Source organism: Niveibacterium microcysteis, from assembly GCF_017161445.1.
Classification (GTDB): Bacteria; Pseudomonadota; Gammaproteobacteria; order Burkholderiales; family Rhodocyclaceae; genus Niveibacterium; species Niveibacterium microcysteis.
The window spans coordinates 39,222-63,802 of the sequence record NZ_CP071060.1 but is presented as its reverse complement, the minus strand read 5'-3'; the positions used below and the strand labels follow the sequence as shown (position 1 = coordinate 63,802).

Here is a 24,581-nt window from a genome sequence, read left to right as displayed (position 1 = left end):
GTTACCATCGCGCGCTCCTGTTCCCCGGCCCCGCAAACCGATGCCTGTCCTGTCTCCGACCCGTCTGATCCTGCTCGCCACGCTGCTGCTGGCCGGCTGCGGCATGCTTGCCCGCGAAGCCTTCGAGCGCGAACACGCGCCGGCCGATCCGACACGCTATGACCACGCGGTGGCACCGAGCGCAGGGCAAGTCAGCTACCGGCGCCAGATCCAGCCGCTGCTGGGCCAGCGCTGCGTGGTGTGCCACGCCTGCTACGACGCCCCCTGCCAACTCAAGCTCGGCAGCTGGGAAGGCATCGCGCGGGGCATCAGCCCGGAGTTGGTGTACGACGGCACGCGCCTGAACGAAGCGCCGACGACACGCCTGTTTGCCGATGCCTTGCGGGCCTCCGAGTGGCGCGAAAAGGGCTTCGCGCCGGTGCTCAACGAGCGTGAAGCCACGCCCGCCGCCAACCACACCGCGAGCCTGCTGTACCGCGCACTGGCGCTGAAGCAGGCGCACCCCTTGCCGCAGGTGGATGTGCTGCCTAAGGACTTCGACTTCGGGCTCGATCGCAAGCAGAGCTGCCCGCGCATCGAGAACTTCGAGGACTACGCGCGGGACAAGCCGCTCGCCGGCATGCCCTACGGCCTGCCCGGCCTGACGCAAGCCGAGTTCGATCTGGTCGCCCGCTGGCTCGAACAGGGCGCACCGGACGAAGGCCCGGCGCCAGTACCTGCGGCAGAGCAACGCGAGGTCGACAACTGGGAACGCTTTCTGAACGGCGATTCGAACAAGGAACGGCTGATGAGCCGCTACCTGTACGAACACCTGTTCCTCGGGCATCTGTACGTCAGCAACGCGAAGGACGCCAACGCCTACAAGCTGGTGCGCAGCGCCACGCCGCCGGGCCAGCCGATCCAGCTCGTCGCCACCCGCCGGCCCTTCGACGACCCCGGCGTGATACGCGTCTTCTACCGCCTGCAGCGCGATCAGGAGCCGATCGTCGCGAAGACCCACATGCCCTACCGGCTCGACGCCGAACGCATGGCGAAGTATCGCGGCTGGTTCCTAAAGCCGGACTACACCGTCGATACGCTGCCCGGCTACACCGCGCAGACGGCCGCGAATCCGCTCGCCACTTTCCACGAGCTTCCGGTCAATTCGCGCCATCGCTTCCTGCTCGACGAAGCGCAGTTCTTCGTCATGAACTTCATCAAGGGCCCGGTGTGCCGCGGGCAACTCGCGCTGGACGTGATCGAAGACCGTTTCTGGGTCTTCTTCACCGACCCGGATGAGGGCGCGGTCAGCGATGCCAGCGAGCGGGTGCAACGCGAGGCGGCCAAACTGAAACTGCCGGCCGCCTGGGGCAGCGACGCAGGCCTGCTGAAACCGTGGCGCGCCTACGCCGAGCAGGAAGAGGAATTCGTGCGTGCGCGCACCGCGGCGCTGCGCGAAGTGGCGCAAAAGCGTGGCGGCCCGGCACTCACGACGATCTGGGACGGCGACGGCCACAACACCAACGCCGCGCTGACGATCTTCCGCCACTTCGACAGCGCCACCGTGGTCAAAGGCCTCGTCGGCGAGCCGCCGAAAACCGCCTGGGTGATGGGCTACAACCTGTTCGAGCGGGTCTTCTACCTGCTCTCGGCCGGCTTCGACATCTACGGGAACATCGGCCACCAGCTGCACAGCCGGCTGTACATGGACTTCCTGCGCATGGAAGGCGAAACCAACTTCGCAATGATGCTGCCGCAGGCCGCCCGCAAGGACACCTTGTCGTACTGGTATCGCCACGACGGCGACGCCCTCAAGCGGGTGCTGGGCATGGATGCCGGCGTCGAAACCGCCGTGCCTTTCCGCAGCGACGACCCGAAGACCGAGCTGTTCACGCTGCTGAAGAAGCGCCTCGGCCCTGCGCTCGACACCCGGCTCGCGCTCGACACCTACCCCGACGTCGCGCTGCGCCGCCCCCTGCAAGCGCTGGCCGCGGTGCAGGGCGCCAGCCTCGACTGGATGCCCGAGGTCGCCTACCTCGAAGTGAGCGACGCCGCGGGCCGCCCGCACTACTTCTCGCTGCTGCGCGACACCGGCCACTTCAACGTGACCCACCTGCTGCGCGAATCCAAGGCGCTGGCACCCGACGAAAACCGCCTCACCGTGGTGCCCGGTTTCGTCGGCGCCTACCCGAACGCGCTCTACCAGCTCAAGGCTGCCGATCTACCGGCGCTAACCGAGGCGGTACGTGGGCTCGCCTCGGAAGCGGACTACCGCCGTTTGGCCGACCGCTTCGCGGTGCGCCGCACGCGGCCGGACTTCTGGGCCTTCAGCGATACGCTGCACGACGCGATGCGGCGTGAGGGGCCGATCGACGGCGGCCTGCTCGACTACAACCGGCTGGAGAACCGCTGAGGGGCCCGACCTGCCAGCCTCCGTGCCGCGTTAATCGCTGCTTAAGCTTGGAGTCGGACACTGACGCCATCCTTCCCCCGGAGATGCGTCATGAATCGATATCTGTACGGCCTGCTCGCCCTCGTGGCGGGCGCCTGGCTGATGAGCCCGAGCGCCAACGGCGCCGGCTTCTGGGCCTGGCGCCGCGAAGCGGTACTGCTGACCGGCCTGCTCGGCCTCGCCACCATGAGCGCGGCGATCCTGCTCGCCACCCGCCCGCGCTGGCTGGAACAGCGCCTGAACGGGCTGGACAAGGCCTACGGCCTGCACAAGTCGCTCGGCATCGCGGCCGGCGTCACGCTGGGCCTGCACTGGTTCGCCGAGAACGGCGCGAAGTGGCTGGTGCAGCTGGGCCTGGTGATGCGCCGCGCGCGCGGCGGCCCGCACGGCCCCGAGAATGCGCTGATCGACTTCGCCAAGGACAGCGGCGAGTGGGCCTTCTACGTGCTGATCGCGCTGGTGCTTATCGCGCTGATGCAGCGCATTCCCTACCGCTACTTCCGCTGGGTGCACAAGGCACTGGCCGTCGTGTTCCTCTTCGGCGCCGTCCACGCAGTGGTGCTGATGCCGGACAGCTGGCTCGCAGCGCCGGCAGGCTGGGTGTTGATCGTCGCCGCAGCAGTAGGCGGTGCCGGTGCGTTGTGGTCGCTCGCCGGCCGCATCGGCAAGACGCGCACCCACCAGGGCCGCATCGAATCGGTCGCGGTGTCGCCGAGCGGGCTGATCGACCTGCGCCTCGCGCTGCCGGCACCGGGCCTGCGGTATCGGGCCGGGCAGTTCGCCTTCCTCAAGTTCGACGCGCTGGAAGGGCCGCACCCCTTCACGATCGCCTCGGCCGACGACCCCTGCCGCCCGCGCTTCGTGATCAAGCCGCTCGGCGACTACACCGACACGCTCGCGGCACGCCTGGCGGCCGGTCAGGCGGTGGAACTGGAAGGCCCCTACGGCTGCTTCGACTTCAGCGCCGACGGCAAGCGCGAGATCTGGGTCGCTGGCGGCATCGGCATCACGCCCTTCCTCGCCCGGCTTGATGCGCTGGCGGCACAGGGCGGCGCCAAGCGGCCGGTGGATTTCTGGTATTGCACCCAGCAGCACAGCGAAGCCATGTTCCCGGCTGACCTGGAGGCGCGCTGTGCGCGTGCGGGCGTGACGCTGCATCGCATGGCGGCCGATTGCGCCGGCCTGCTGTCGGCCGACCGCGTCGCCGCCACCACCGGCTCGCTCGACGGCGCGCGGGTCTGGTTTTGCGGCCCGAGCGGCTTTGCGCAGACCCTGCGCAGCGGGCTCGAAGCGCTGGGCCTGCCGCGCGACGCCTTCCACAGCGAACGCTTCGCGATGCGCTGACACACCCGGTGCGCGAGGCCTCTGCCACAATCGGCGCTTTCCTGTCGCCGAGCCCGCCGTGAGCCCAGCCCCGCGCACCGCCACCGTCGTCTTCATCTTCATCACCGTGGTGCTCGACGTGCTCGCGCTGGGCGTCGTGATCCCGGTGCTGCCCAAGCTGATCGAAGCCTTCATGGGTGGCAACACTGCCCGCGCGGCAGAGATCAACGGCCTGTTCTCGACCGCCTGGGCGCTGATGCAGTTCGTCTTCTCGCCGCTACTCGGTGCGCTGTCGGACCGCTTCGGCCGCCGCCCGGTGATCCTGATCTCCTGCCTCGGGCTGGGCCTCGATTACCTGCTGATGGCGCTGGCGCCGACGCTGTGGTGGCTGTTCGTCGGGCGTGTGATCTCCGGCATCACCGCGGCGAGCTTCTCCACCGCTGGCGCCTACATCGCCGATGTCACGCCGCAGGACAAGCGTGCGGGCGCCTTCGGCATGATCGGCGCGGCCTGGGGCCTGGGCTTCGTGGTCGGGCCGGCGGTCGGCGGCCTGCTCGGCGGCATCGACCCGCGCCTGCCGTTTTGGGTCGCCGGTGCATTGGCGCTGGCGAACTTCGGCTACGGCTTCTTCGTGCTGCCCGAATCCCTGCCGCGCGAACGCCGCTCGCCCCGCTTCTCATGGCAGCGCGCCAACCCGCTCGGCGCGCTGACGCTGTTGCGCTCGCACCGCGAGCTGTTCGGGCTGGCCGGTGTGAACGCGCTGTACTGGTTCGCGCACTACGCGCTGCCGTCGACCTTCGTGCTCTACACCGGCCACCGCTACGGCTGGAATGCGCAAACGGTGGGCCTCACGCTCGCAGCGGTCGGCATCTGCAACGTGATCGTGCAGGCCGGACTGGTGCGTCGGGTGGTGCCGGCGATTGGCGAGCGCAACGCGCTGCTGCTGGGGCTGGCAGCGGGCGTCGCCGGTTTCACGGTGTACGGACTGGCCCCCACCGGTTTCTGGTTCTGGGCCGGCCTGCCGGTGTTCGCGGCGATGGGTTTCTTCGGCCCCGCACTGCAGGCGCTGATGACGCGCCATGTCAGCCCGCAGGAACAGGGGCAACTGCAAGGCGCCAACAGCAGCATGTCGGCCCTGGTCGGGCTGCTCGCGCCGGGCACCTTCAGCCTGGTGTTCGCGGCCTCGATCGACCCCGCTGTCGGCTGGCATCTGCCGGGTGCAGCAATGCTGCTGGCCGCCGCCGTTACGCTGGTGGCGCTCGTACTGGGCGCCCGCGTGACGCGGCGCGAAACAGCCTGACACCAGGCCTGACGCCGGGCCCGACGCCACCGCGTCAGATGCGGCTGGTGTTGCCGGGCGACTCGATCACCACCGGCAGCCCCTCGCGCGCGAGCTCGATCCGGTTGCGGCCGCCTTCCTTGGCGCGATACAGCGCGGCGTCGGCGCGCATGTAGAAGCTCTCGCCATCTTCGCCGTACTCATGCAGCGCAACGCCGATGCTGATCGTCAGCCGACCGTGCTGCGAGTTCTTGTGCGGGATGTTCATCGATTCGATCGTGAAGCGCACATGCTTGGCGACATTCATGACGACGGCGCTGTCCGCATCTTCGAGCAGGATCGCGAATTCCTCGCCGCCCAGCCGTGCGCACAGGTCGGTGGCACGCGCCGCCGCACCGCGCATCACCTCGCCAACCTTCTGTAGCGCATGGTCGCCGGCAGCATGGCCGTAGCGGTCGTTGAAGGATTTGAAGCTGTCCAGATCCAGCATCACCAGGCCGAGACCAGCGCCGGTGCGCTGCTGGCGGCGCAGCGCAAGCGCCAGACGTTCGTCAAACGCCCGCCGGTTTGCCAGGCCGGTCAGCGAATCGGTGGTGGCACGCAGTTCAAGGTCGCGCAGCTGTTCGCCAATCACCGCGAGCAAGGCATTGGTGTGCGCCGCAAGGTGGCCGATCTCGTCGCTCCGGCTCTCCGTCACACGCAGCGTCCAGTCCTTCTGCTGCCAGATGCGGTCGATCTCGCCCGAGAGCTTGCGCAGCCGGTAGACGAGTACGCGATCGAGCACGAACACCAGCGCCACCGCGAACAGCGCCGCCACAGCCAGCAGCTTCAGGCCGACATGCGCGAGGCTGCTGCGGCCCAGTGCGCTGATCTCGCGCGGCAGGCTCATCACCAGTTCGCCGAACACCCCGCCGCCCAGATCCGAAACGGCATGACGCACTTCCAGCGTGTTGGGTGTCGAGCGGATCACCGGCGAGGCACGGCCGAACACTGGCGATGTGATCGGCGAGCCGGTGATGTCGGGGCTGACGGCCGGCCCGGAGGGCGGCGCCAGCGTGAAGTCGATATGGCTTTCCGCCTTCACGCGCTGGATCAGCGTGGCATCGAAGCGGCGCGCAATCACGACCACGCCGCGCGGCGGTTGCGACACCGCGGTATCGCGGATCGCCATGCGGCAGGTGAGGAAGTTCTCCGCGCCGAGGCGCGCAACCCCGCACTGGCTCGCGTCAGCCGCGATCGGGCCGGTCAGCGTGCGCAGCAACGGGCTGGACGGGGATTTGAGGGGCGAAAGATCGGGCGCCGCGCCCTTCGTCGCTGGTGCCGCAATCGCGTCGATGACATGGCCATCCGGCCCGATCACCAGCACCCAGGCCAGATCCGAGGGGACCAGCACCGTGGGCTGAAGGTTCTCGGCACGGAAGGCCGCACTGGGCGCCGCAACATAGCCGTACAGCTCGCTCCAGTGCGCCCAGCCAAGCAACAGTTGACCGAGCGAGCGGGCCTCGATTTCCAGCGCGTTCACCAGGCGCTCGGTTTCGTGCTCGGCCGCCTCGCGTTCGATCTGCACATAACTGGCACCGATGCCGCTCGTGAGCAAGCGTGCCGCCAACAGCACGGCGACGGCGAGCACGCCGACAACGCCAAGGATCAGGCGCGCGATCAGTGGCATGGCGTGCTCCGAAATGCGCGCAGGCGGAGCCGGAATCGTGCGGAGCGCAGGGACATACGACGGTTTACGGCCCCGCACCACCGGGCTTGACCCCGATGCCGCGCAGCGCGCGATCCGTCACGGACGGCGGCGGCCGTTGCGGCGGAAACTGGCGCCACAGGCTCCGCTCAGGCGTGGCACACGGTTTGCGTGCCCACTGCAAAGGCAACCCCAAGCCTGGCTAAGGAGGTGCTTGATGCAAAGCACGAAACGCGAGACGGTGCTCGCGCTGAACCTGATCTTCGGCCTGACCCTGATCGGCTGGCCCTTCATGGCGACTTTCTCGCTCACGCTTTTCGAGGGCAGCGGCGCCGTCAACGACAACTACCTTGTGCTGATGCTGGTGTGCGTGTGGCTCTACCCGCTGACCTACATCGTCGCACTCGCGTGGAGCCGGATGTCGCTCAACCACAGCCGCACCCGCCGCCGGGCGGTCCGCATCGCGTTGCTACCCGGCCTCAACCTGATGGCGGCGGTGGGCCTGACAATCGCGGTATGGCTGCACTGCGGCGGCGAATTCGCGTGCTGACTGGCTAACGTATTTCGGTCAGCGGCGCTGGCGCCACGTCCGCCGTCCGCGGGCGCACCAGCATCGCAAGCATCACCGCAGCCACCGCCAGCACCCAGACCACCACCGCCCCCGAGGGCAGGTCGAACACCGCCGAGGCGGCCAGACCCAGCGCATAGCCAACCGCCCCGAGCGCCCACGCCGCCAGCAGGCGGGGCGTGCCGCTCAGCTCACGCGTGGCGAGCGCCGGGATGATCAGGCTCGAGAACACCAGATACACGCCGACGACCTGCACCGATGCGGTTACCGCGATCGAGAACAGTGCGTAGAACACGAAGCTGCCGCGCTTGCGTGCGCCGCCGAACCACAGGACCAGCAACACCGCCGTCAGCACCGCGAGCCAGCCGATCTGCTTCGGGCTGACCCACAGGATCTGGCCAACCAACAGGTCTTTCAGGTGCTCGCCGCCGTGCGGATTGCTCGCGAGCAGCAGCAGCCCGCCGCTCGCAGCGAGCACGAAGAGCACGCCGATCAGCGCCTCCTGATGGCGACCTGCGCGCCGCTCGGTGAAGGTCAGCAGCAACGCCCCGGCCAGTGCGGCGGCGACCGCCGCCACCTGGACCATCAAGCCCTGCGGCTCCCAGCCCATGAAGTCGGCGGCGATCACGCCGAGCCCGGCGATCTGCGCGATCGCGAGGTCGATGAAGACGATGCCGCGATCGAGCACCTGCATGCCCATCGGCACATGGGTGGCGAGCACCAGCAGGCCGGCGACGAACGCCGGGCCGAGGATGGACAGATCGAGCGCCGAGAGGTCGATCATTTTCCGGCTCCCTTGAGCAGGCGCGCGATGGTGTCGTCGAACAGGCCGAACAGGTCTTTCGCGGCCGGCGTGCCACCGACCGTGAAGGGCAGTTGCACCGCCGGGATCTTCGCGCGCTCCGCGAGCCAGTCGGCGGAACGGGCGTCCTGATAGGCGGCGTACACGATCAGCTTGGCCGGGCGGTCCTTCTGGCGCGTGAGGATTTCCTGCAGGTGGGCCGCGGTGGGCTCGACGCCCGGCTTCGGTTCGAGCGCATCCACGTATTGCAGGCCGAGCCAGTTCTCCATGTAGGTCCAGGCCTTGTGCTGGGCCAGGATAGGCGTGCCGCGCAGCGGCGCCGCCTGCGCCGACCAGCGCGCGAGTGCGGCATCCCAGCGCTTGGCGAAGTCCTGCGCGCGCTGTTGATAGGTGGCGCGGTTGGCGGGGTCGATCTGCTCCAGCCTTTGCGCGAGCGCCACGGCCACCTTGGCGATGTTGCGCGGATCGGTCTGGATGTGCGGATTGCCTTCGGGGTGAACATCGCCGTCGGCGCGGTCGACCCGTGTCGGCACATCGAGCTTCTGCACGAAGTCGGACGCTGCGAAGTTGCCCGGCTTGCCCGGCTGGATTGCGGCGTTGCCCGATTGCTGGATCAGCACCGGCAGCCAGCCGATCTCAAGCCCAGCGCCAGTGCAGGCGAGCAGCTCGGCATTGCGGGCACGCGCGATCAGGCTGGGTTTGGCTTGCACATGGTGGGGGTCCTGCAATGCGGTTGTGGCGAGGGTGACGTCGACCTTGTCGCCCCCGAGCTCCTGTACCAGGGCGCCCCATTCGGGCTCGCAGGCGAGGACCTTGAGCGCGGCAGAGGCCGGGGTGACGGCTGCGATCAGCAGCGTGGCGGCAAAGAGTTTCTTCATGTCCGGTGCTCCGTGGTGGCTCAGTAGGTGTGCGCGCCGTGCGCGCCGAGGCTCATCTGGTACTGGATGAAGGCCTGGCTGTCGGCGAGGCCTTCGCGCGACAGATCGCGGGTGAATTGCAGGCGGATGCGCGAGAACTCGCTCGGGTTGTAGTCCAGCATCAGGCTTGCACGTGCCGGGTCGTAGCTGCTGGCGGCGAGGCTCGCGGCGTTGAGGCCGTAGTCCACCGTGCCGTGCTGCAGTTGCTCGCCGCGCAGGCCAACGCGCCACTGCGGCATGAACTGGTAGATGCCCTGCAGATACCAGCCGGACTGCGTGCTGCGATACGCATCGCTGCTGTTGGCGCCCGCGGTGTCGTAGGCGAGATCGCCCTTCTGGCTGCGGCGCAGGTATTCGCCCTGCAGCTTGAAGTTCTGCACCGTGGCATTGCCCATCGGCGCCCACTTCCACACGAAGTCCGCAATCCAAAGCCGCGTGTCGCCGGTGAAGGCGTTGCTGACGCTGTTGCCGGCGAGGTCAGCGACTTCCCACAACTGCTCCTTCGCCTTGGCCTGCAGGTAGGAAAGGCCCGCGCGCCAGCTGTGGCTCTCGCCGATGTCGCCGCCGATATGGCCATACACCGCGCCGCCACCGGCCCCGTTGCCGCCCGCATCGCTACCGGGGAAGGCGCGACCGCGGCCGAGTTCGGCACCGAATTCGAGGTAGGTGTCGGTCGGCGCCAGCCAGCGCAGCTGGACACCATCGTCGCCGTACTGGCCGCCTACGAAGGCCTGGTAGGCAAGCGGCGCGTCGACGAAATCCCAGGTGTGGGCGTGGGTTTCGTTGAGGTAGCCGATGCCGGAAAGATAGCGGCCGACCTTCAGGCCCAAACCGTGATCGAGGCCCATCGTCTGCACATACGCTTCCTCCACCGACAGCGAGTTGTCGCCGTGCAGCGCGATGTTCGCGACGCCACGAAAGCGGTGGTCGATATTGGCCGACAAGCCGAGTTCCGATTCGCCAAGGTTGAAGCCGCGATCGCCGGGCCCGATTTCGGCATCCGACGGCACCGGGAAGCCGGTGATCGCGTAGTTGGCCGGATCGCGCTTGGTGTAGGTGTACTGGCCGGCCAGGATCAGCGAAATGGCCGGGTTGAAGGCGCTATCGCTCGACTGCGGTGCGGCGGCCACCGGCGTTGCCTGCGGTGCAGCCACAGCGGGTTCGGTCACCGTGGCCGGCGCCACGCTCGGAGCCACGGCCACCGCAGGTGCGGCGCTACGTGCTTCGGCGGTTTCAAGCCGCTTTTCAAGCGCCTGGATGCGCGATTCGTAGTTCGCGCGCATCGCTTCGATTTCCTTGCGCAGCTTCGCCACGTCGGCACTTTCGGCCGCGTGAACAGGGGTGGTCAGCGCGAGCAGCAGGCTCGCGGACAGGAGTTTCCGTTGAAACATCGATGCCTCACGTCAAACGCAATGAACAGGAACGGCCGATCCCGTGCGGGATACCGTCAGCGGGGTTCAGGCGAGGGCGTAAGGGGGTGCGCGAGACGCGTAAGGCAGCCGCGCGACGGCGCGCGGCGTGGGGGCAAAGCAGGGCAGTTCGAAAACGGCATCCGGTGCCTGCAGCGCGGCGATGCTTGCCGCGCCAGCTATGCCGCCGGTGACGCCGCTGAAAGCGAGGCAGGCCTCGCACTGCGTTGCGTCCGGCGCCAGTGGCGCCTGCACCGTGCGGCTCGCCTCCGCAGCCTGCGCCGCATGCCCGTAGCCGTGCGCAAACGCGCCCAGCTGCATCAATGGCAGCAGTAGCAAGACCCACAGGAGGAACAGGGCCGGCAGCAGTCGCCGGCGCTTCGGCACGGTCACGGCAGGCGAAGAACCCGAATCAGGTTGAACAAGCGATTACAGCGCCACAAGGTTGCAGCCGCATGACGCCACGCTCAGGCGGGGCATCCGCTGAGGCAGGTCTGCGTGCGCATGCGGCGCAGGTTCACCACATGCGCGCCAACCAGCAGCAGGCCGCCCGCCACGGTGAAGGGCACGTCCAGGGTTTCGATGTGGAACAACGCCTCGGCACCCACGGCGATGCTGCACAGCGCGATGCCGGCGAGCGCCGCCACGCCGACGAAGCGAGAGCGATGGCGCCGATAGCCCGGCAGCAGGGCCAGCAGCGACAAGCCAACGATAGGCACCAGCAGCAGCGCGTGCACGCCGGTGTGCGGCACCAGTGCCAGCGCCGGCAGCAGCGGAATCAGCAAGGGCAGCGCAAGACAATGCACCAGACAGGCGGCGGACGCGAAGATGCCCAGCTTGTCCCAGGTGCTGCGCGGCAGATGGGTATGGCCGCGGTGGCCGTGCAAATCGTGCGCGCTCATCGGCGGGCCTCCACCGGCACATTGCAGGCCGCGCAGTGGCCGTGCACCTCGAATTCGACCTGCGTGCTGGCAAATCCGGCCGGCAGGCGTGGCGCGGCGCGTGGCGTATCTTCCAGGCAGAACACCTTGCCGCAGTCGTCGCACACGAAATGCGCATGCGCCTGGTGCGGCTCGCCGCCCGTGCTGGCAGCGGAGAAGCGGAACACGCGTTGCTCGTCCGCAGTCTTGTGAGCGAGGCCTTGTTCGACCAGCCAGTCGAGCACACGGTAGAGCGTCACGCGATCAACCGGCGTGCCGTCGTCGAGCGCTTTTTCAACGTCGTGATGCGAGAGCCCGCGCTCGGCGCCGCGCAGCAGCGCGAGCACACGCAGCCGCGCCGGCGTGACGCGGGCGCCGCGTTCGCGCAGCAGGCGGGAGATGTCTTGCGTTTCCTTCATGAACGCAATTGTATTTGCAACCATGTTGCAATAGCAACCCGCTGCATCAGCGCTGCCACGTCCGGCACCGCCTGCCCGCCCACCCGGACTACGCCGGCATCCGCGCAGGCGCGCTCAGCGCAAGCCCTGCGCCGGAGCGCAACGCGCGCCGGGCTGTCGTGTCACGTCGTCGCGGGCGTTCAGTAATCGTCGTCCGAGATACGCGGAACATGGTCTTCGGCGGGCAGACCGGTGTCCGGGTCCACCCAGTCCGAGAGCCCCAGCGAATCCTCCGCCTCGCGCAGCGACGTGCCTTCATCGTCGTCGCTGGCGCCGTAGTCCGAATTGGCGAGCGCCTCCTCGTAGGTGGCGAAGGGGCCGAACTGCTCCAGCGAGCCGGGGTCCAGCCAGTAGAACCCGTCCGCGCGTTCGACGATGCGGATCTCCTCGGATTCGGGCCCTTTGTCCGGCCCGATGTCGGGGTCAATGATGGGCGTGCTCATGACGGACTCCTTCCGCTTGTGCTGCGTTGCTCACGACCGGCTCGCCACAGGTGCCACGCACGCGGCGCGGACGGCGAGGGACCCTGTTGCTGCACAACCCCACTATATGCCTGTCGCCAGCGCGCGGTGCACTTGCCGACACGACATCGCTTGAGCGGTACACCAGCCCCTGCCGGCGGATCAGTGCCCGGCATCGACACCGGCGAATTGGTTGCATCAAACGCGGCGAAATTGGGTGGTTCACACCAACCAACGCTGTGTCAGCATGGGCCCACTCTCCCGCTTCCGCCGACCATGCTGCTCCTGAACCTTGACCGCGCCAGCGCCGTGCCGCTCTACCTGCAGATTGCGCAGCAGCTGGCCGCGCGCATCGACGCCGGCGCGCTTGCAGCGGGCGAAGCCCTCAGCCCGACACGCTTGCTCGCGCAACGGCTCGGCGTGAATCGCAGCACCGTGTGCCGCGCCTACGCGCAACTGCAGGCCTCGGGCCATGTTGAAAGCAGCGCCGGCGGCTACACCCGGGTACGTGCCCGCGCGGCGGCCACGGATGCCGCCCGCACCAGCGATGGCCATTTCGATTGGGGATCGCGCTTGCGCAGCGCGACCTCGCCGGCCCAATCGGTGCAAGCAGTGGGCGATGGCATCGACTTCCGCCCCCTCGCGCCCGATCCGCGCCTGGCGCCGATGGATGCGCTGCGCCGCGCGATGAAACTTGCACTGGCGGACGACGCGGCCAGCCTGCTCGACTACCCCAGCCCACTCGGCCACTTACCACTGCGGCAGTGGATCGCCGAGCGCATGGCCCGCCTCGGCGCACCCGTCACCGCCGATTCGGTGATGCTGTGCAACGGCGCCCAGCATGGGCTCGACCTCGTCTTCCGCACGCTGCTCGCGCCGGGCGCAAACGTCGCGGTGGAAGCGCCCGGCTACGCCTGCGCCAACGCATTGATCGCGCAGCACGGCGCCAACGCCATCGGCGTGCCGATGCGCAACGACGGCCTTGATCTGGCCGCGCTCGGCGCGGTGATCGCGCAACACCGGCCCGCCGCGCTCTACACGATGCCCAACTTCCAGAACCCCACCGGCATCACCACCCCGATCGCGCACCGTGAGCAACTGATGCGCCTGTGCGAAACGCACGCGCTGCCGATCATCGAAGACGGCTTCGCCGAAGACATGAAGTACTTCGGCCGCGCGGTGCCGCCACTCAAGGCGCTCGATCGGCAGGGCCTCGTCATCCACGTCGGCACTTTCTCCAAGCTGCTGTTCCCCGGCCTGCGGGTCGGCTGGATCGCCGCATCGCCCGCGCTGATCCCCGCCCTTGCCGCCACCCGCGGCACCGCCGATCTGGGTGGCAGCGCCTTGCCGGCCGCTGCGCTGTGGCAGCTGTGCGCCAGCGGCGAGTTCGACCGCCACCTGCGCCGCCTGCACACCGAATACCGCCGCCGCATGCAGCGCCTGATCCGCGCCACCCGCACCTGGCTGACTGGCGAGCGCGTGCGCTGCAGCGTGCCGCAAGGCGGCTATGTGTGCTGGGTTGAAGTGGATGGCGGCCAAGCCGGCACCCACGCAGACGAAGCTGAGCTGATCGCCGCGCTCGCCGCCGCCGGTGTGCGCGTCACGCCCGGCGCCGGCTGCTACCCGGCCGGCCACACGCCTGCCGGCGCGGCCTTCCGCCTCTCGATCGCGCAAGCCGACGAAGCCGCCATCGAACGCGGCGTGCAGCGCATCGGCGAAGTCCTCCGCGCTCGGCGCCCATGACACGGAACATCGAAATGGAAGAACCATGGAAGCGCTGAGGCCCTCGCAGTTCGCCGCCCTGCTGCCGATGCTGCGGCAAGTGACTATCAACCACCTGTTCGCGCGCAGCGTGCTCGAACGCAAGGTCGATGGCCGCGTGTGGGTGCATCGCGACGCCACTGGTGCACCCGCGCTGGTCTGGGTCGCCCACCCCTACGGCATGTCACTGCTGTTTGGCGACGCCGCGCAGGCCAGCCCGGCCGCGCTCCAAGCCACGCTGCGCGAACGCGCCGCGCGAGCGGAGGACGAATGGCTGCAGTGCAGCCCGCCGCCGCTGGCCGATGCCCTCGTCGCCTTGCTGGGCCTCCCGCCCACGCCTAGCAGCGCCACGCCGGGGGGCGACGCCCCGCAGCTGTTCACCCGCACCAACTTCCGCTTCAATGCCGCGCGCTATGCCCAAGCACGCGCCGGCCTCTGCGCCCGGCATCCGGTCGTCGAGATCGACGCAGCGCTGTTCGACCGCATCGATTTCAGCGTCGCGCCTCGCCGCTTCTGGCGCGATGCCGCCCAGTTCCAGCGCGAAGGCACCGGCTACTGCAGCATCGCCGGCGGGCAAGTCGCCGCCTGCGCCTTTGCATCCTTCGTGTTCGACGACCAACTCGAAATCGGCATCGAAACCCACCCCGACCACCGCCACCAGGGCCACGCCCTCGCCACCGCCATCGCCCTGATCGACCACTGCCTGCAAACCGGACTCACCCCCGTGTGGTCCTGCCGCAAACAGAACACCGGCTCATGGCGGCTCGCGCAGAAGCTCGGCTTTGTACCGAGCGTGGATTTGCCCTACTTGCGTCTGCCGGCGGGTGGCAGGGCTTCTGACGTTGCGCGGCACCTTTAGACGGAATTGGCTAATCCCTCGGTTTGCGGATAGTCGCTTGGCATCGTCAGATTAGCGATGGCCGATCCGACAACAGGGCGGCCTTAGCCGACATTCATGTGATCGTGCCCCGTGAGCACGGGAACGTCGGCTTTGCAGTCTGATGTGCGCGCGGATCCGACCAGCTGCTGTCGTTCGGTCTCTCCATGCCAACGTGAGCATTGCAGCAAAAGCCCGCCATCTAGGTTGCCGAGCCGAAAGACAGATGAGGGCCGCTCACGCGACGTTCGCGGTTCAGCAGGGGCCGGACAACCAGTACGCCCGCGGTGACTCGCGACACTGGACCCAAACGAGGCAATCGATTTCTTAGGAACAAACGCCTAACGCAACAGCGCGAACGCGGCAACGAGGGCCGCGCCGACCGCGCCGACCGATCCGATCATGGTCCAGCGAGTCATCCACTTGGCGCGATGCTCGGCCCGTGCAGCGTCCTTGCCTTCGAGGAACTGCTTCACGTGCTTGATCTTCCAGCCGGAATAACCATTGGTCCGCAGCCGCTTGCGGATGTACGCCTCGTCGGTCGCCTCGAGCTCGCGGTAGAACTCTTCGATCACGTTCCGCTGCATGGTCACTCCCCGAGTTCGCTGCGTGAGCCGATGTCATTCACGCGCTCGACCAGCGCCGCGTACTGTTCATCCGAGACGAGTTTTTCGCCAGTTTCGTCCTTCTCGTCGCGGAGGCGTTTCATCACGTTGTACGGGTTCAACAGGAGCACGTAGTGCATGGGTCCCTTCACGCCCTTGCGGAAGTCGACGAACCCGATTTCCTTCAGCACCTCCATGTGCTGGCGGAAGGTCGACACGTTCCGCTGGCCGCCGTAACCCGCCTCGTACGCGATCTGCGCCTCGCTCGCGATCCGCACAAGGCCCTCGCCGTAGTGATGCAACCAGAGGGCGAAATATGTCTTGCCCGCAGGAATCGCCTTGCCATACTTCTTCTTGGCGATGTCGTTGATGATGTTGATGACCAGCGACAGCGTGCGCGGGACTTGGGCGAAGCCGAAGCGCTTGTGCTCGTTGCTCAGCAGCCAGATGTCTTCGTCCTTCACGTCGGCCCAATGCACCTTTCGCAGATCAATGTTCGTCTGCTTGGCTTTCTCGCCCTTCTTCTGCGCTTGCCTGACGTTCGGCGCCTCGATGGTCGAGGCCAAGAGCGAGGCGGCCGTCGCCTCCAGCGGCGCAGGCGGAACGACGGCCGCAACTGCTGCCTGGACCGGGCTTTGCGGTGGCGCCGGTGGTACGACGGGGAGCGGATCGGGTACGGTTGTCATGGTGTTTCGGGGAGGGTTTTCGATACATCCAATTCTCCGGAAATTCTGCCGGAGTGCAAACACCCAGTCAGTGAGCAGTCCGCTTTTTTAGCAACGACAGGTAGGTGAGACAACAAGAACACGTCAATACTCAGATTTGGGCTATCAATCTTGCGAGACAGATGTCGCTTCAAACCAATGGCTTGACGTGGAAATGCAGTATCGCCTGTATCACCTTATCGTCGTGACGTATCTCATCACGTATCTCTACGCTATCCGGGGTTTGAAAAGGGGCACGAAGCCCACTTAGCAGGCGAATTATTTGTTGCCAGCCTTGTAGTTGACACTATGACCACGCCGACACGTGCAATTCATTGATATCCGTTCGTCCGATGTAGGTCGGACCCTCAAGACCACGAGGAATCAAGGCCGACAATCACTTTCTCCCGCGTCCGCTGCCTGACGCAGCGGCGTGCAATCAACCAAGCCGACGCCCCCGCCGCCAAGCACTCGGCGATTGCCCAGTCCACCCGACAAACGCGCGGAAGAAGGCGGAAGGTTCGGCGTAGCCGAGTTCGGCGGCGAGCGTAGCGACCGGCACGTCGGTCTGCCCTAGGCGTGCGAGCGCGAGGTCGCGGCGCAGGGCTTCGCGGATGGCGCGGAAGCTGGAAGCTTCGGCTTCGAGCCGGCGCGCGAGGGTGCGGGGGGAGAGGTGCAGGCGGGCGGCCACGGTTTCGAGCGTGGGGAGCTCGGGCAGGGCTTCGCGCAGCAGGTCGCGCACGCGGGTGACCATTTCGCGGTCGCGCCGGTAGAGGGTGGTGAGCCGCCCCGGCCCGCCGGCGAGGAAGCGGGCGAGCGCGGCTTCGTCGCGCCGCAGGGGCAGATCGAGCAGGTTGGCGGCGAAGTGAGCCACCAACGGCGTATCCGGTGAATCGCCGGGCGCGGCGAAGCGGCTTTGCGCGGTGTAGATCAGCGTGTAGTCGGCGACATGTGCCGGGGGCGGGTAGGGGAAGTCCACCGCGTCGAGCGCGATGCCGCGCCCCACCAGCCAGCACGACAGCCCGTGCAGCAGGCGCAGCAGCCATTCGAAGCTGAACACGCGGTCCACCGCAAAGGGTTGGCGCTCGCTGATCGTGAGCTGCGCGTGTTCGCCGCTTCGCGCCACCGTGATCGACACATCGGGCAGCACCAGCCGCAGGAAGCGCACCGCGCGCGCCAGCGCTTCGCCCAGCGTCGCGGCGCTCAGCACACCCCGGCACAGGAATTCAAAACTGCCCACCCGCATCGGCTGGGGGAACAGCCCGAAGGCTTCGTCGTCGAGCGTGGCCGCGACATGGTTGTAGAGCGCGGCGTAGTGGGCCAGGGGTACGCGGGCCGCGGGGTCGGCCAGCAGGGCCGCGTCGATGCCGACTTCGGCGGCAAGCTGCTCTGGATCGCGACCCTGGGCCGACGCGCCCGCCAGCATGCCCAGCACGAAGCCGATCGCCACGGTGGCGCGCGAGGGCGGCGAAAGTTCGGAATTTGTCGCGTGCATGACAAGCCAACTGAAGCGCGAAAGCGATTGGCGGAGTTTGCACGATAGGCGGCCAATCCGGCACTGGCACTGCGATGTGCGGGCGGCTACTTTCACAGGAAGCCCGCCGATTCTTCACGATGCGGGCACTGGAGAACACCGATGACCGACCCGCGCGTCCACACCCAATTGGCCCCGTACAAGACGAAGCACCGTGTCCGCTTCGTCACCGCCGCGGCACTGTTCGACGGCCACGACGCCTCGATCAACATCATGCGGCGGCTGCTGCAGGCGACCGGATGCGAGGTGATCCACCTGGGCCACAACCGCTCGGTCGGCGAGATCGTGAACGCGGCGCTGCAGGAGGATGTGCAGGGCATCGCGATCACCTCGTACCAGGGCGGGCATGTCGAGTTCTTCAAATACATGGTCGACCTGCTGCGCGAGGCGGGCGCGGGGCATATCAAGGTGTTCGGCGGTGGCGGTGGCGTGATCGTGCCGGCCGAGGCGCGCGAGCTGATGGACTACGGCGTGACGCGGATCTACTCGCCGGAAGACGGCGCCGCGCTGGGCCTGCAGGGCATGATCAACGACGTGGTGGCGAAGGCGGATTTCGAGATCGCGCGCGAGCTGCCGACCGATACCGACGCGCTGCTCGCCGGGCTGCGCGGTGGCGACCGGCGCCTGCTGGCGCGCACGATCACCGCGCTGGAGGCGGGCTCCGCCGCGCCGGCCGTGCGCGAGGCGATCCTGCGCGAAGCCGAATCTCTGACCACACCGCGCCTGGGCATCACCGGCACCGGCGGCTCGGGCAAGAGTTCGCTGACCGACGAGCTGATCCGCCGCTTCCGCCTCGATCAGGGCGACCGCATGAAGATTGCGGTGATCGCGGTCGACCCTTCGCGCAAACGCACCGGCGGGGCGCTGCTCGGCGACCGCATCCGCATGAACGCAATCGAGCACGCCAACATCTACATGCGCTCGCTGGCAACACGGGATACGGGTAGCGAGATCTCCGCCGCGCTGCCCGAGGTGATTGCCGCCTGCAAGCTCGCCGGATTCGATCTGGTGATCGTGGAGACCTCCGGCATCGGCCAGGGCGATGCGGCGGTGGTGCCGCATGTCGACAAGTCGCTGTATGTGATGACGCCGGAGTTCGGCGCTGCGAGCCAGCTCGAGAAGATCGACATGCTGGACTTCGCCGACTTCGTCGCGATCAACAAGTTCGACCGCAAGGGCGCGGCCGATGCGCTGCGCGATGTGGCCAAGCAGGTGCAGCGCAACCGCGAGGCCTTCAACCAGCGCCCGCACGAGATGCCGGTGTTCGGCACCCAGGCGAGCCGTTTCAACGACGACGGCGTGACCGCGCTGTACCAGGCGGTGCGCGACGCACTGCAGGGGCTGGGCCTGCATTTCGAAGCGGGCCGCCTGCCGGTCGTGCATGTGCGCCACTCGACGCACCAGACGCCGATCGTGCCGCCGGAGCGCAGCCGCTACCTCGCGGAGATTTCGGACACGCTGCGCGGCTACCACAAGCGCGTTGCCACGCAGAGCCGCGTCGCGCGCGAACGCCAGCAGCTGGCCGCAGCAAAGGCGATGGCGGCCGCCTGCGGCAAGGCGGCCGATCTGGACGAGCTGATCGCCGAGCGCGATGCGCAGCTCGGCGCGCACGAGAAGAAGCTGCTCGCAGACTGGCCGCAGGTGGCGGCGTCCTACGCCGGCGACGAGTACGTCGTGAAGATCCGCGACAAGGAGATCCGCACCCGGCTGGTGTCCGAAACCCTTTCCGGCAACTTCATCCGCAAGGTGTCGCTGCCGAAGTATGAAGACCACGACGAGCTGCTGCGCTTCCTGATGCGCGAGAACCTGCCCGGCGCCTATCCCTACACCGCCGGCGTGTTCGCGTTCAAGCGCGAGAATGAAGACCCGACGCGGATGTTCGCCGGCGAGGGCGATGCCTTCCGCACCAATCGCCGCTTCAAGCTGCTCAGCGAAGGCATGCCGGCCAAGCGGCTTTCCACCGCCTTCGACTCAGTGACGCTGTACGGCAATGACCCCGACCTGCGGCCGGACATCTACGGCAAGGTCGGCAACTCCGGCGTGTCGATCGCGACGCTGGACGATCTGAAGGTGCTGTACTCGGGCTTCGACCTCTGCGCGCCGAACACCAGCGTGTCGATGACGATCAACGGGCCGGCGCCGACGATTCTTGCGATGTACCTGAACGCGGCGATAGCCCAGCAGCTGGAGAAGTTCGAGGCGGACAACGGGCGCGTTCCGACCGAGGACGAGATCGAGAAGATCCGCGCCTGGACACTGGCCACCGTGCGCGGCACGGTGCAGGCCGACATCCTGAAGGAAGACCAGGGCCAGAACACCTGCATCTTCTCGACCGAGTTCTCGCTGAAGGTGATGGGCGACATCCAGCAGTACTTCGTCGAGCACGATGTGCGCAACTTCTACTCGGTGTCGATCAGCGGCTATCACATCGCCGAGGCCGGCGCGAACCCGATCTCGCAGCTCGCCTTCACGCTCGCGAACGGCTTCACCTATGTCGAGGCCTATCTGGCGCGCGGCATGCACATCGACGACTTCGCGCCGAACCTGAGCTTCTTCTTCAGCAACGGCATGGACCCGGAGTACGCGGTGCTGGGCCGTGTGGCGCGCCGCATCTGGGCGGTGGCGATGCGCGAGAAGTACGGCGCCAACGAGCGCAGCCAGAAGCTCAAGTACCACATCCAGACCTCCGGCCGCTCGCTGCACGCGCAGGAGATCGACTTCAACGACATCCGCACCACGCTGCAGGCGCTGATCGCGATCTACGACAACTGCAACTCGCTGCACACCAACGCCTTCGACGAGGCGATCACCACGCCGACCGAAGACAGCGTGCGCCGCGCGATGGCGATCCAACTGATCATCAACCGCGAGTGGGGTGTGGCGAAGTGCGAGAACCCCAACCAGGGCAGCTTCCTGATCGATGAGCTGACCGATCTGGTGGAGGAGGCGGTGCTCAAGGAATTCGAAGCAATCGCTGCACGCGGCGGCGTGCTCGGCGCGATGGAGACCGGCTACCAGCGCGGCAAGATCCAGGAAGAGTCGCTCTACTACGAGCACAAGAAGCACGACGGCAGCTACCCGATCGTCGGCGTGAACACCTTCCGCAATCCGCATGGCGATGCGGTGCTGGAGAAGCTGGAACTCGCGCGCTCAACCGAAGACGAAAAGCAGTCGCAGCTCGCGCGCCTCGCCAGCTTCCATGCGAGCCATGCCGGCGAATCCCCTGCGATGCTCGCGCGGCTGAAGGAAGCGGTGATCCACGACGAGAACGTGTTCGCAGTGCTGATGGACGCCGTGCGCTGCTGCTCGCTCGGCCAGATCACGAATGCGCTGTTCGAGGTCGGCGGGCAGTACCGCAGGAACATGTAGGCAGTGAGGGGCGATACGCCGGGGGCATAATCCGCCGCTCCTGTCATTCGCCCCCCGCTGCCATGCGTTACCTGTTGTCGTTCTGGCTGTGCCTGTGCCTCACCGCCTGCGGGCCTGAAGTGCCCCACACGAAAACGCTCGACCGCAACGGGCTGATGCGCCTTGTATTCCCGACGTGGGCACCGAAAGGCAAGGCGGCCAATCAGACGGTTTCCTTACCGGCGGAGTCTTCGCAGCCGGACAAGACAATCGAGACCGAGGCCCGCGTCAGCCCCCTGCATGTGATCCGGCTGGACGACACGCACGCGGTGATGGTGACCGAGGCGGTGGCGGTTGATGAGCACGGCGAGCCGGTGAACTGCCACGCCTGTTCGGCCAGCCTTGGCGCCTATTTCTTCAGCCGCGACGACAAGGGCTGGCGGTTCGATGCGCGACAGGACAGCGTCGGCACATCCGGCGTGAACGGTGCCATTGGCACTACCCGTGTTGAACGCCTCGGCAAGGCCTTCGTGGTGTTCGCTGAATGGGGTAGTTGCTGGCAGGGAAACTGCGGCAGCTGGCTGGAAGCCTTCGGCTTCTGGCCCGGCAAGGCGAAGTCACTGACGCCCGGCATTCCACTCGAAGCCGAAAACTCAGGCGCAGTGGGGGATTGCGATAACGCCGACCCGGAGCTTGGCGCGATGCAGCCCTGCTTCGACGTCTCCAGCAAATGGGCGGTTCGACAGGGGCAGGTGGTGATCGACTTCAAGGGTGAAACCCGAGACACACCCGATGAAGACGGAAAACGTCCGCCTGCGGTGAAGATCGCGACACAGGCACGCTACACGCTGCAGGGCGACGAGCTCAAGCTCGTTGCAGGCGCCAATCCGGTGCCGGGATTCTAGGGGTCGCATGTCGGCAGGTTCAGACCTGCCGGCAGCAAGCCCGGCGCGTCGTCCGGCGCGAGCAGTTGCGCCTGAAGCTGCTGCATCACGCCGCGATACAGCGCCAGATCGCCGGTCACGCGGCTGCACACCAGCGCGCCTTCGATCAGGATCTTGGCTTCCCAGGCGCGCCGTTTCGCAACGGCCGGGGCGACGCCGCAATCGACCAGCAAGTCGGCCAGGTGTTCGGCGCGCTTCACGAAGCGTTCTCGCAAGCCGCCCCCAAAACGTGCGAGTCCGTTGCCGATGCCGAAGGCGTTGGCCGGCGTGAGCTGGCTGGCGCGGTACTGCACCTCGTCGATGACCTTGAGGTAGGCGGCCAAGCGCTCACGCGGTGGCAGCGGGCTTGCCAACAGCGTGTCGACATGGGCGCTGGCCCAGGCATCAGCCTGCATCAGCACCGCGACGGCCATCTCGTCCTTCCCGCCCGGAAAGTGGTGGTAGATGCTGGCGCGGCCGAGCCCGGTGCGGGCGGTGATCAGCGCCAGCGTGGTGCCGTCGTATCCGTACTCGTAGAACAGATCGACCAACTGGCCGATGAGTTGTTCTCGCGTGTCGCTCTTGGGTCGGGCCATTGCGTTTTCGCTGCTGCGGACTGGTTGACAATCCTACCGTGATAATTACTATACCGATCGGTCGGTTAATAAACGAGATCGCCATGGCCCTACCTGCAATGTTCCGCCGCTTCGTCGCTGCGCTTTTGCTTGTGCAGATCCCCGCGTTCGGTGCGGCCGCATCGCCCTGGCAGGCCGGCAGTTTGCCGGCTGGGGCGGAGAGTCGTTACGGCCAGCACTACCTGGTCGCGCTGCCTGACGGCTATGAGGCAGAACCGCAACGCGCGTGGCCGCTGATCGTGTTTCTGCACGGAGCCGGCGAATGGGGCAGCGATCTCGCCAAGGTGAGATCGCAGGGGCTCCCGGCCTATATCGAAGGCGGCGGCAAGCTGCCGGCGATCGTGCTCGCTCCGCAAACGCCCCAGGGGCAGATGTGGCATCCGTTGTTTATCGACGCGGTGCTGCGCGAAGTCAGCGGGCGTTTGCGCGTGGACGCCGACCGCATCTACCTGACCGGTCTATCGCTGGGCGGCATGGGCACATGGAGTACCGCCCTCGCCTACCCCGACCGGTTTGCAGCCCTGGCACCGGTGGCGGGGGCGTTTCCGAACGACATGATGGCCTACAACCGCGGATGGCCTGAACCGAGCGCCGGCGACTGGCTGCCGGCGATCAGCCACCTGACGCATCTGCCGGTATGGATCGCGCACGGCGAGGTGGACCCGGTGGTGCCTTTCGCGATGGATCAGCGCGTGGCTGCGGTACTCAAGCAACTCGGTGTGACGCCGCGGCTCGACTGGATGGCCAATGTCGGCCACGACGCCTGGACACGCACCTACTCGGAGACACCCGGGTTCTACGACTGGCTGCTCGCCCAGCGTCGCGGCGCGCAAGCCGCCCAGCGGCCCCCGCAGCCTTCCGTTCGACTCGCGGGCGAATACCGCTCGGTTGATGGTCGCGTAGCGAAGGTCGAAGTGCGCGGCGATCGTCTCGAAGTGGCGTTGGGTGAGGCCTACCGCAGCGAGTTCCTGCCGATCGATGGCCAGCGCTTCATTGGCACTCACCTGATCCGCTTCGAGCTCGATGCCAACGGCCAGCCACGCCGCCTCGTCGCACCGGGCATCGGGCGTTTTGAACATCAAACGGGGGCTACACAACCATGAGCATCCGCCCCGCACGTCTGTGCCGCTTCGCACTCATGCTCGTCTGCCTGATGCCACTCGCCCGGGCTAACTCGGCGCAGGACGATGATGCGCTACGCACCACGCTGGACGCCTATGTGGACGGCTGGTACGCCGGCGATGCCGCACGCATCGAAGCCGCGACGCATCCGGATCTGATCCGCCGGAAGCCCGCCCTGGCGGGCACCAGCGGCGCGATCCAGCTCGAAGAGATCGATCAGCTTGGCTTGCTCGGTGCCGCGCGCAGCGGTATCGGCCGCCGCGCACCGGAGGCGGACCGAGTCCGCATGACGACCAAGGTGCTGGCGAAACGTGGCATCTCCGCGATGGCTCTGGTCGAAACCGGCGGGACTTTCAGTTACCTGCAACTGGTGAAGAACGCCGGGCGCTGGCAGGTGCTGAATGCCTTGTGGGAACCGAAGCTCGACCCGGCGGACGGCCGCGACATGCGTGAAGCCGACGCGGTGGCGTCCGTCGTGCAGGACTACGCGCTCGGGTGGTACGAAGGCAATGCGGCGCGGATGCAAGCTGCACTGCACCCTGCACTGCTCAAGCGCAAACCGGCGCTGCTCAATCGTGCTGGCGAGATCCGCATCGAGTCGCTCGATGCTGCGGCGCTGATCGCCGCCACGCGCGCCGGCGGCGGCCGCAACACCCCTGCGGACATGCGCGGCATTGCGGTGAAGGTGCTGGACATCCGTGGCCGGTCGGCAATTGCGGTGCTGGAAACGCGTGACTTCTTCGACTTCCTGGCACTCGCTCGCGACAAGGGCCGCTGGCAGATCGTCAACGCGCTGTGGGAGCCGACGCTGGACTGA

Annotated in this window: 22 protein-coding genes; 10 read left to right on the top strand and 12 right to left on the bottom strand. The window is 67.3% G+C overall.

The annotated features are described in order from the left end of the window. The first annotated feature begins 40 nt into the window (after positions 1 to 40). From JY500_RS00260 to JY500_RS00250, 3 genes are all read left to right on the top strand, one after another. Positions 41 to 2,392, top strand: coding sequence for a fatty acid cis/trans isomerase (locus JY500_RS00260; protein ID WP_206254662.1), 2,352 nt, complete (start codon positions 41 to 43; stop codon positions 2,390 to 2,392). Positions 2,393 to 2,482: 90 nt separating this feature from the next. Further along, positions 2,483 to 3,775 (top strand): ferredoxin reductase family protein, encoded by a 1,293-nt coding sequence (locus JY500_RS00255; protein WP_206254661.1) that lies wholly within the window; start codon positions 2,483 to 2,485, stop codon positions 3,773 to 3,775. Positions 3,776 to 3,833: 58 nt separating this feature from the next. Next, entirely contained in the window at positions 3,834 to 5,054 is a 1,221-nt protein-coding gene (locus tag JY500_RS00250; RefSeq protein ID WP_172202030.1) for a TCR/Tet family MFS transporter, read from the top strand. Positions 5,055 to 5,088: 34 nt separating this feature from the next. Here JY500_RS00250 and JY500_RS00245 read toward each other — a convergent pair whose 3' ends face one another. After that, positions 5,089 to 6,702 (bottom strand): sensor domain-containing diguanylate cyclase, encoded by a 1,614-nt coding sequence (locus tag JY500_RS00245; RefSeq protein WP_206254660.1) that lies wholly within the window; start codon positions 6,700 to 6,702, stop codon positions 5,089 to 5,091. Between the two features lie 235 nt (positions 6,703 to 6,937). Between JY500_RS00245 and JY500_RS00240 the strand changes: the two genes are divergently transcribed. Beyond that, positions 6,938 to 7,270 carry a hypothetical protein gene (locus tag JY500_RS00240; RefSeq protein WP_206254659.1) on the top strand — a complete coding sequence of 111 codons (333 nt, stop codon included), beginning with the start codon at positions 6,938 to 6,940 and terminating at the stop codon, positions 7,268 to 7,270. Positions 7,271 to 7,274: 4 nt separating this feature from the next. Here the strand turns inward: JY500_RS00240 and JY500_RS00235 are convergent, their stop codons facing one another. From JY500_RS00235 to JY500_RS00205, 7 genes are all read right to left on the bottom strand, one after another. Further along, entirely contained in the window at positions 7,275 to 8,072 is a 798-nt protein-coding gene (locus JY500_RS00235) for a metal ABC transporter permease (RefSeq protein WP_246479728.1), read from the bottom strand. Continuing rightward, positions 8,069 to 8,968: a metal ABC transporter substrate-binding protein gene (locus tag JY500_RS00230; RefSeq protein ID WP_172202036.1), complete on the bottom strand. Its 900-nt coding sequence runs from the start codon at positions 8,966 to 8,968 to the stop codon at positions 8,069 to 8,071. Before JY500_RS00230 ends, JY500_RS00235 begins: the two co-directional genes overlap by 4 nt. Before the next feature lie 20 nt (positions 8,969 to 8,988). After that, positions 8,989 to 10,398 (bottom strand): TonB-dependent receptor, encoded by a 1,410-nt coding sequence (locus tag JY500_RS00225; RefSeq protein ID WP_206254658.1) that lies wholly within the window; start codon positions 10,396 to 10,398, stop codon positions 8,989 to 8,991. A 66-nt stretch (positions 10,399 to 10,464) separates the two neighbouring features. After that, positions 10,465 to 10,809, bottom strand: coding sequence for a hypothetical protein (locus JY500_RS00220; protein WP_206254657.1), 345 nt, complete (start codon positions 10,807 to 10,809; stop codon positions 10,465 to 10,467). Between the two features lie 74 nt (positions 10,810 to 10,883). Beyond that, positions 10,884 to 11,318 carry a MerC domain-containing protein gene (locus tag JY500_RS00215; RefSeq protein ID WP_206254656.1) on the bottom strand — a complete coding sequence of 145 codons (435 nt, stop codon included), beginning with the start codon at positions 11,316 to 11,318 and terminating at the stop codon, positions 10,884 to 10,886. Next, the gene (locus JY500_RS00210) at positions 11,315 to 11,755 is read right to left on the bottom strand and encodes a Fur family transcriptional regulator (RefSeq protein ID WP_172202044.1); all 441 of its coding nucleotides are present in this window, start codon (positions 11,753 to 11,755) and stop codon (positions 11,315 to 11,317) included. The genes JY500_RS00215 and JY500_RS00210 overlap by 4 nt, the downstream gene beginning before the upstream one ends. A 179-nt stretch (positions 11,756 to 11,934) precedes the next feature. Next, on the bottom strand, positions 11,935 to 12,237 hold the full coding sequence (locus JY500_RS00205) for a hypothetical protein (RefSeq protein WP_206254655.1): 303 nt from the start codon (positions 12,235 to 12,237) through the stop codon (positions 11,935 to 11,937). 294 nt (positions 12,238 to 12,531) lie between these two features. Here JY500_RS00205 and pdxR point away from each other — a divergent pair, with 294 nt between their 5' ends. Together pdxR and JY500_RS00195 are read left to right on the top strand one after the other, a co-directional pair. Next, positions 12,532 to 13,998 carry a MocR-like pyridoxine biosynthesis transcription factor PdxR gene (gene pdxR / locus JY500_RS00200; protein ID WP_206254654.1) on the top strand — a complete coding sequence of 489 codons (1,467 nt, stop codon included), beginning with the start codon at positions 12,532 to 12,534 and terminating at the stop codon, positions 13,996 to 13,998. 25 nt (positions 13,999 to 14,023) lie between these two features. Continuing rightward, the gene (locus JY500_RS00195; RefSeq protein WP_206254653.1) at positions 14,024 to 14,875 is read left to right on the top strand and encodes a GNAT family N-acetyltransferase; all 852 of its coding nucleotides are present in this window, start codon (positions 14,024 to 14,026) and stop codon (positions 14,873 to 14,875) included. A 359-nt stretch (positions 14,876 to 15,234) separates the two neighbouring features. Here JY500_RS00195 and JY500_RS00190 read toward each other — a convergent pair whose 3' ends face one another. From JY500_RS00190 to JY500_RS00180, 3 genes are all read right to left on the bottom strand, one after another. Continuing rightward, positions 15,235 to 15,480: a hypothetical protein gene (locus JY500_RS00190; RefSeq protein WP_206254652.1), complete on the bottom strand. Its 246-nt coding sequence runs from the start codon at positions 15,478 to 15,480 to the stop codon at positions 15,235 to 15,237. Positions 15,481 to 15,482: 2 nt separating this feature from the next. Further along, a complete protein-coding gene (locus tag JY500_RS00185) occupies positions 15,483 to 16,184 on the bottom strand; it encodes a hypothetical protein (RefSeq protein ID WP_206254651.1) in 702 nt (233 codons plus the stop codon). Positions 16,185 to 16,641: 457 nt separating this feature from the next. Continuing rightward, complete coding sequence (locus JY500_RS00180) at positions 16,642 to 17,697, bottom strand: AraC family transcriptional regulator (RefSeq protein WP_206254650.1); 1,056 nt, start codon at positions 17,695 to 17,697, stop codon at positions 16,642 to 16,644. Between the two features lie 141 nt (positions 17,698 to 17,838). On the opposite strand from JY500_RS00180, the gene icmF reads away from it, so the two are divergent. Both icmF and JY500_RS00170 read left to right on the top strand, forming a co-directional pair. After that, complete coding sequence (gene icmF, locus JY500_RS00175) at positions 17,839 to 21,105, top strand: fused isobutyryl-CoA mutase/GTPase IcmF (RefSeq protein WP_206254649.1); 3,267 nt, start codon at positions 17,839 to 17,841, stop codon at positions 21,103 to 21,105. Between the two features lie 62 nt (positions 21,106 to 21,167). Beyond that, entirely contained in the window at positions 21,168 to 21,989 is an 822-nt protein-coding gene (locus tag JY500_RS00170) for a hypothetical protein (protein ID WP_206254648.1), read from the top strand. Here JY500_RS00170 and JY500_RS00165 read toward each other — a convergent pair. Then, on the bottom strand, positions 21,986 to 22,603 hold the full coding sequence (locus tag JY500_RS00165) for a TetR/AcrR family transcriptional regulator (protein ID WP_206254647.1): 618 nt from the start codon (positions 22,601 to 22,603) through the stop codon (positions 21,986 to 21,988). The two genes, JY500_RS00170 and JY500_RS00165, sit on opposite strands and share 4 nt — an antisense overlap. Before the next feature lie 83 nt (positions 22,604 to 22,686). On the opposite strand from JY500_RS00165, the gene JY500_RS00160 reads away from it, so the two are divergent. Both JY500_RS00160 and JY500_RS00155 read left to right on the top strand, forming a co-directional pair. Further along, on the top strand, positions 22,687 to 23,745 hold the full coding sequence (locus JY500_RS00160) for a carboxylesterase family protein (RefSeq protein WP_206254646.1): 1,059 nt from the start codon (positions 22,687 to 22,689) through the stop codon (positions 23,743 to 23,745). Continuing rightward, complete coding sequence (locus JY500_RS00155) at positions 23,742 to 24,581, top strand: nuclear transport factor 2 family protein (protein WP_206254645.1); 840 nt, start codon at positions 23,742 to 23,744, stop codon at positions 24,579 to 24,581. Before JY500_RS00160 ends, JY500_RS00155 begins: the two co-directional genes overlap by 4 nt.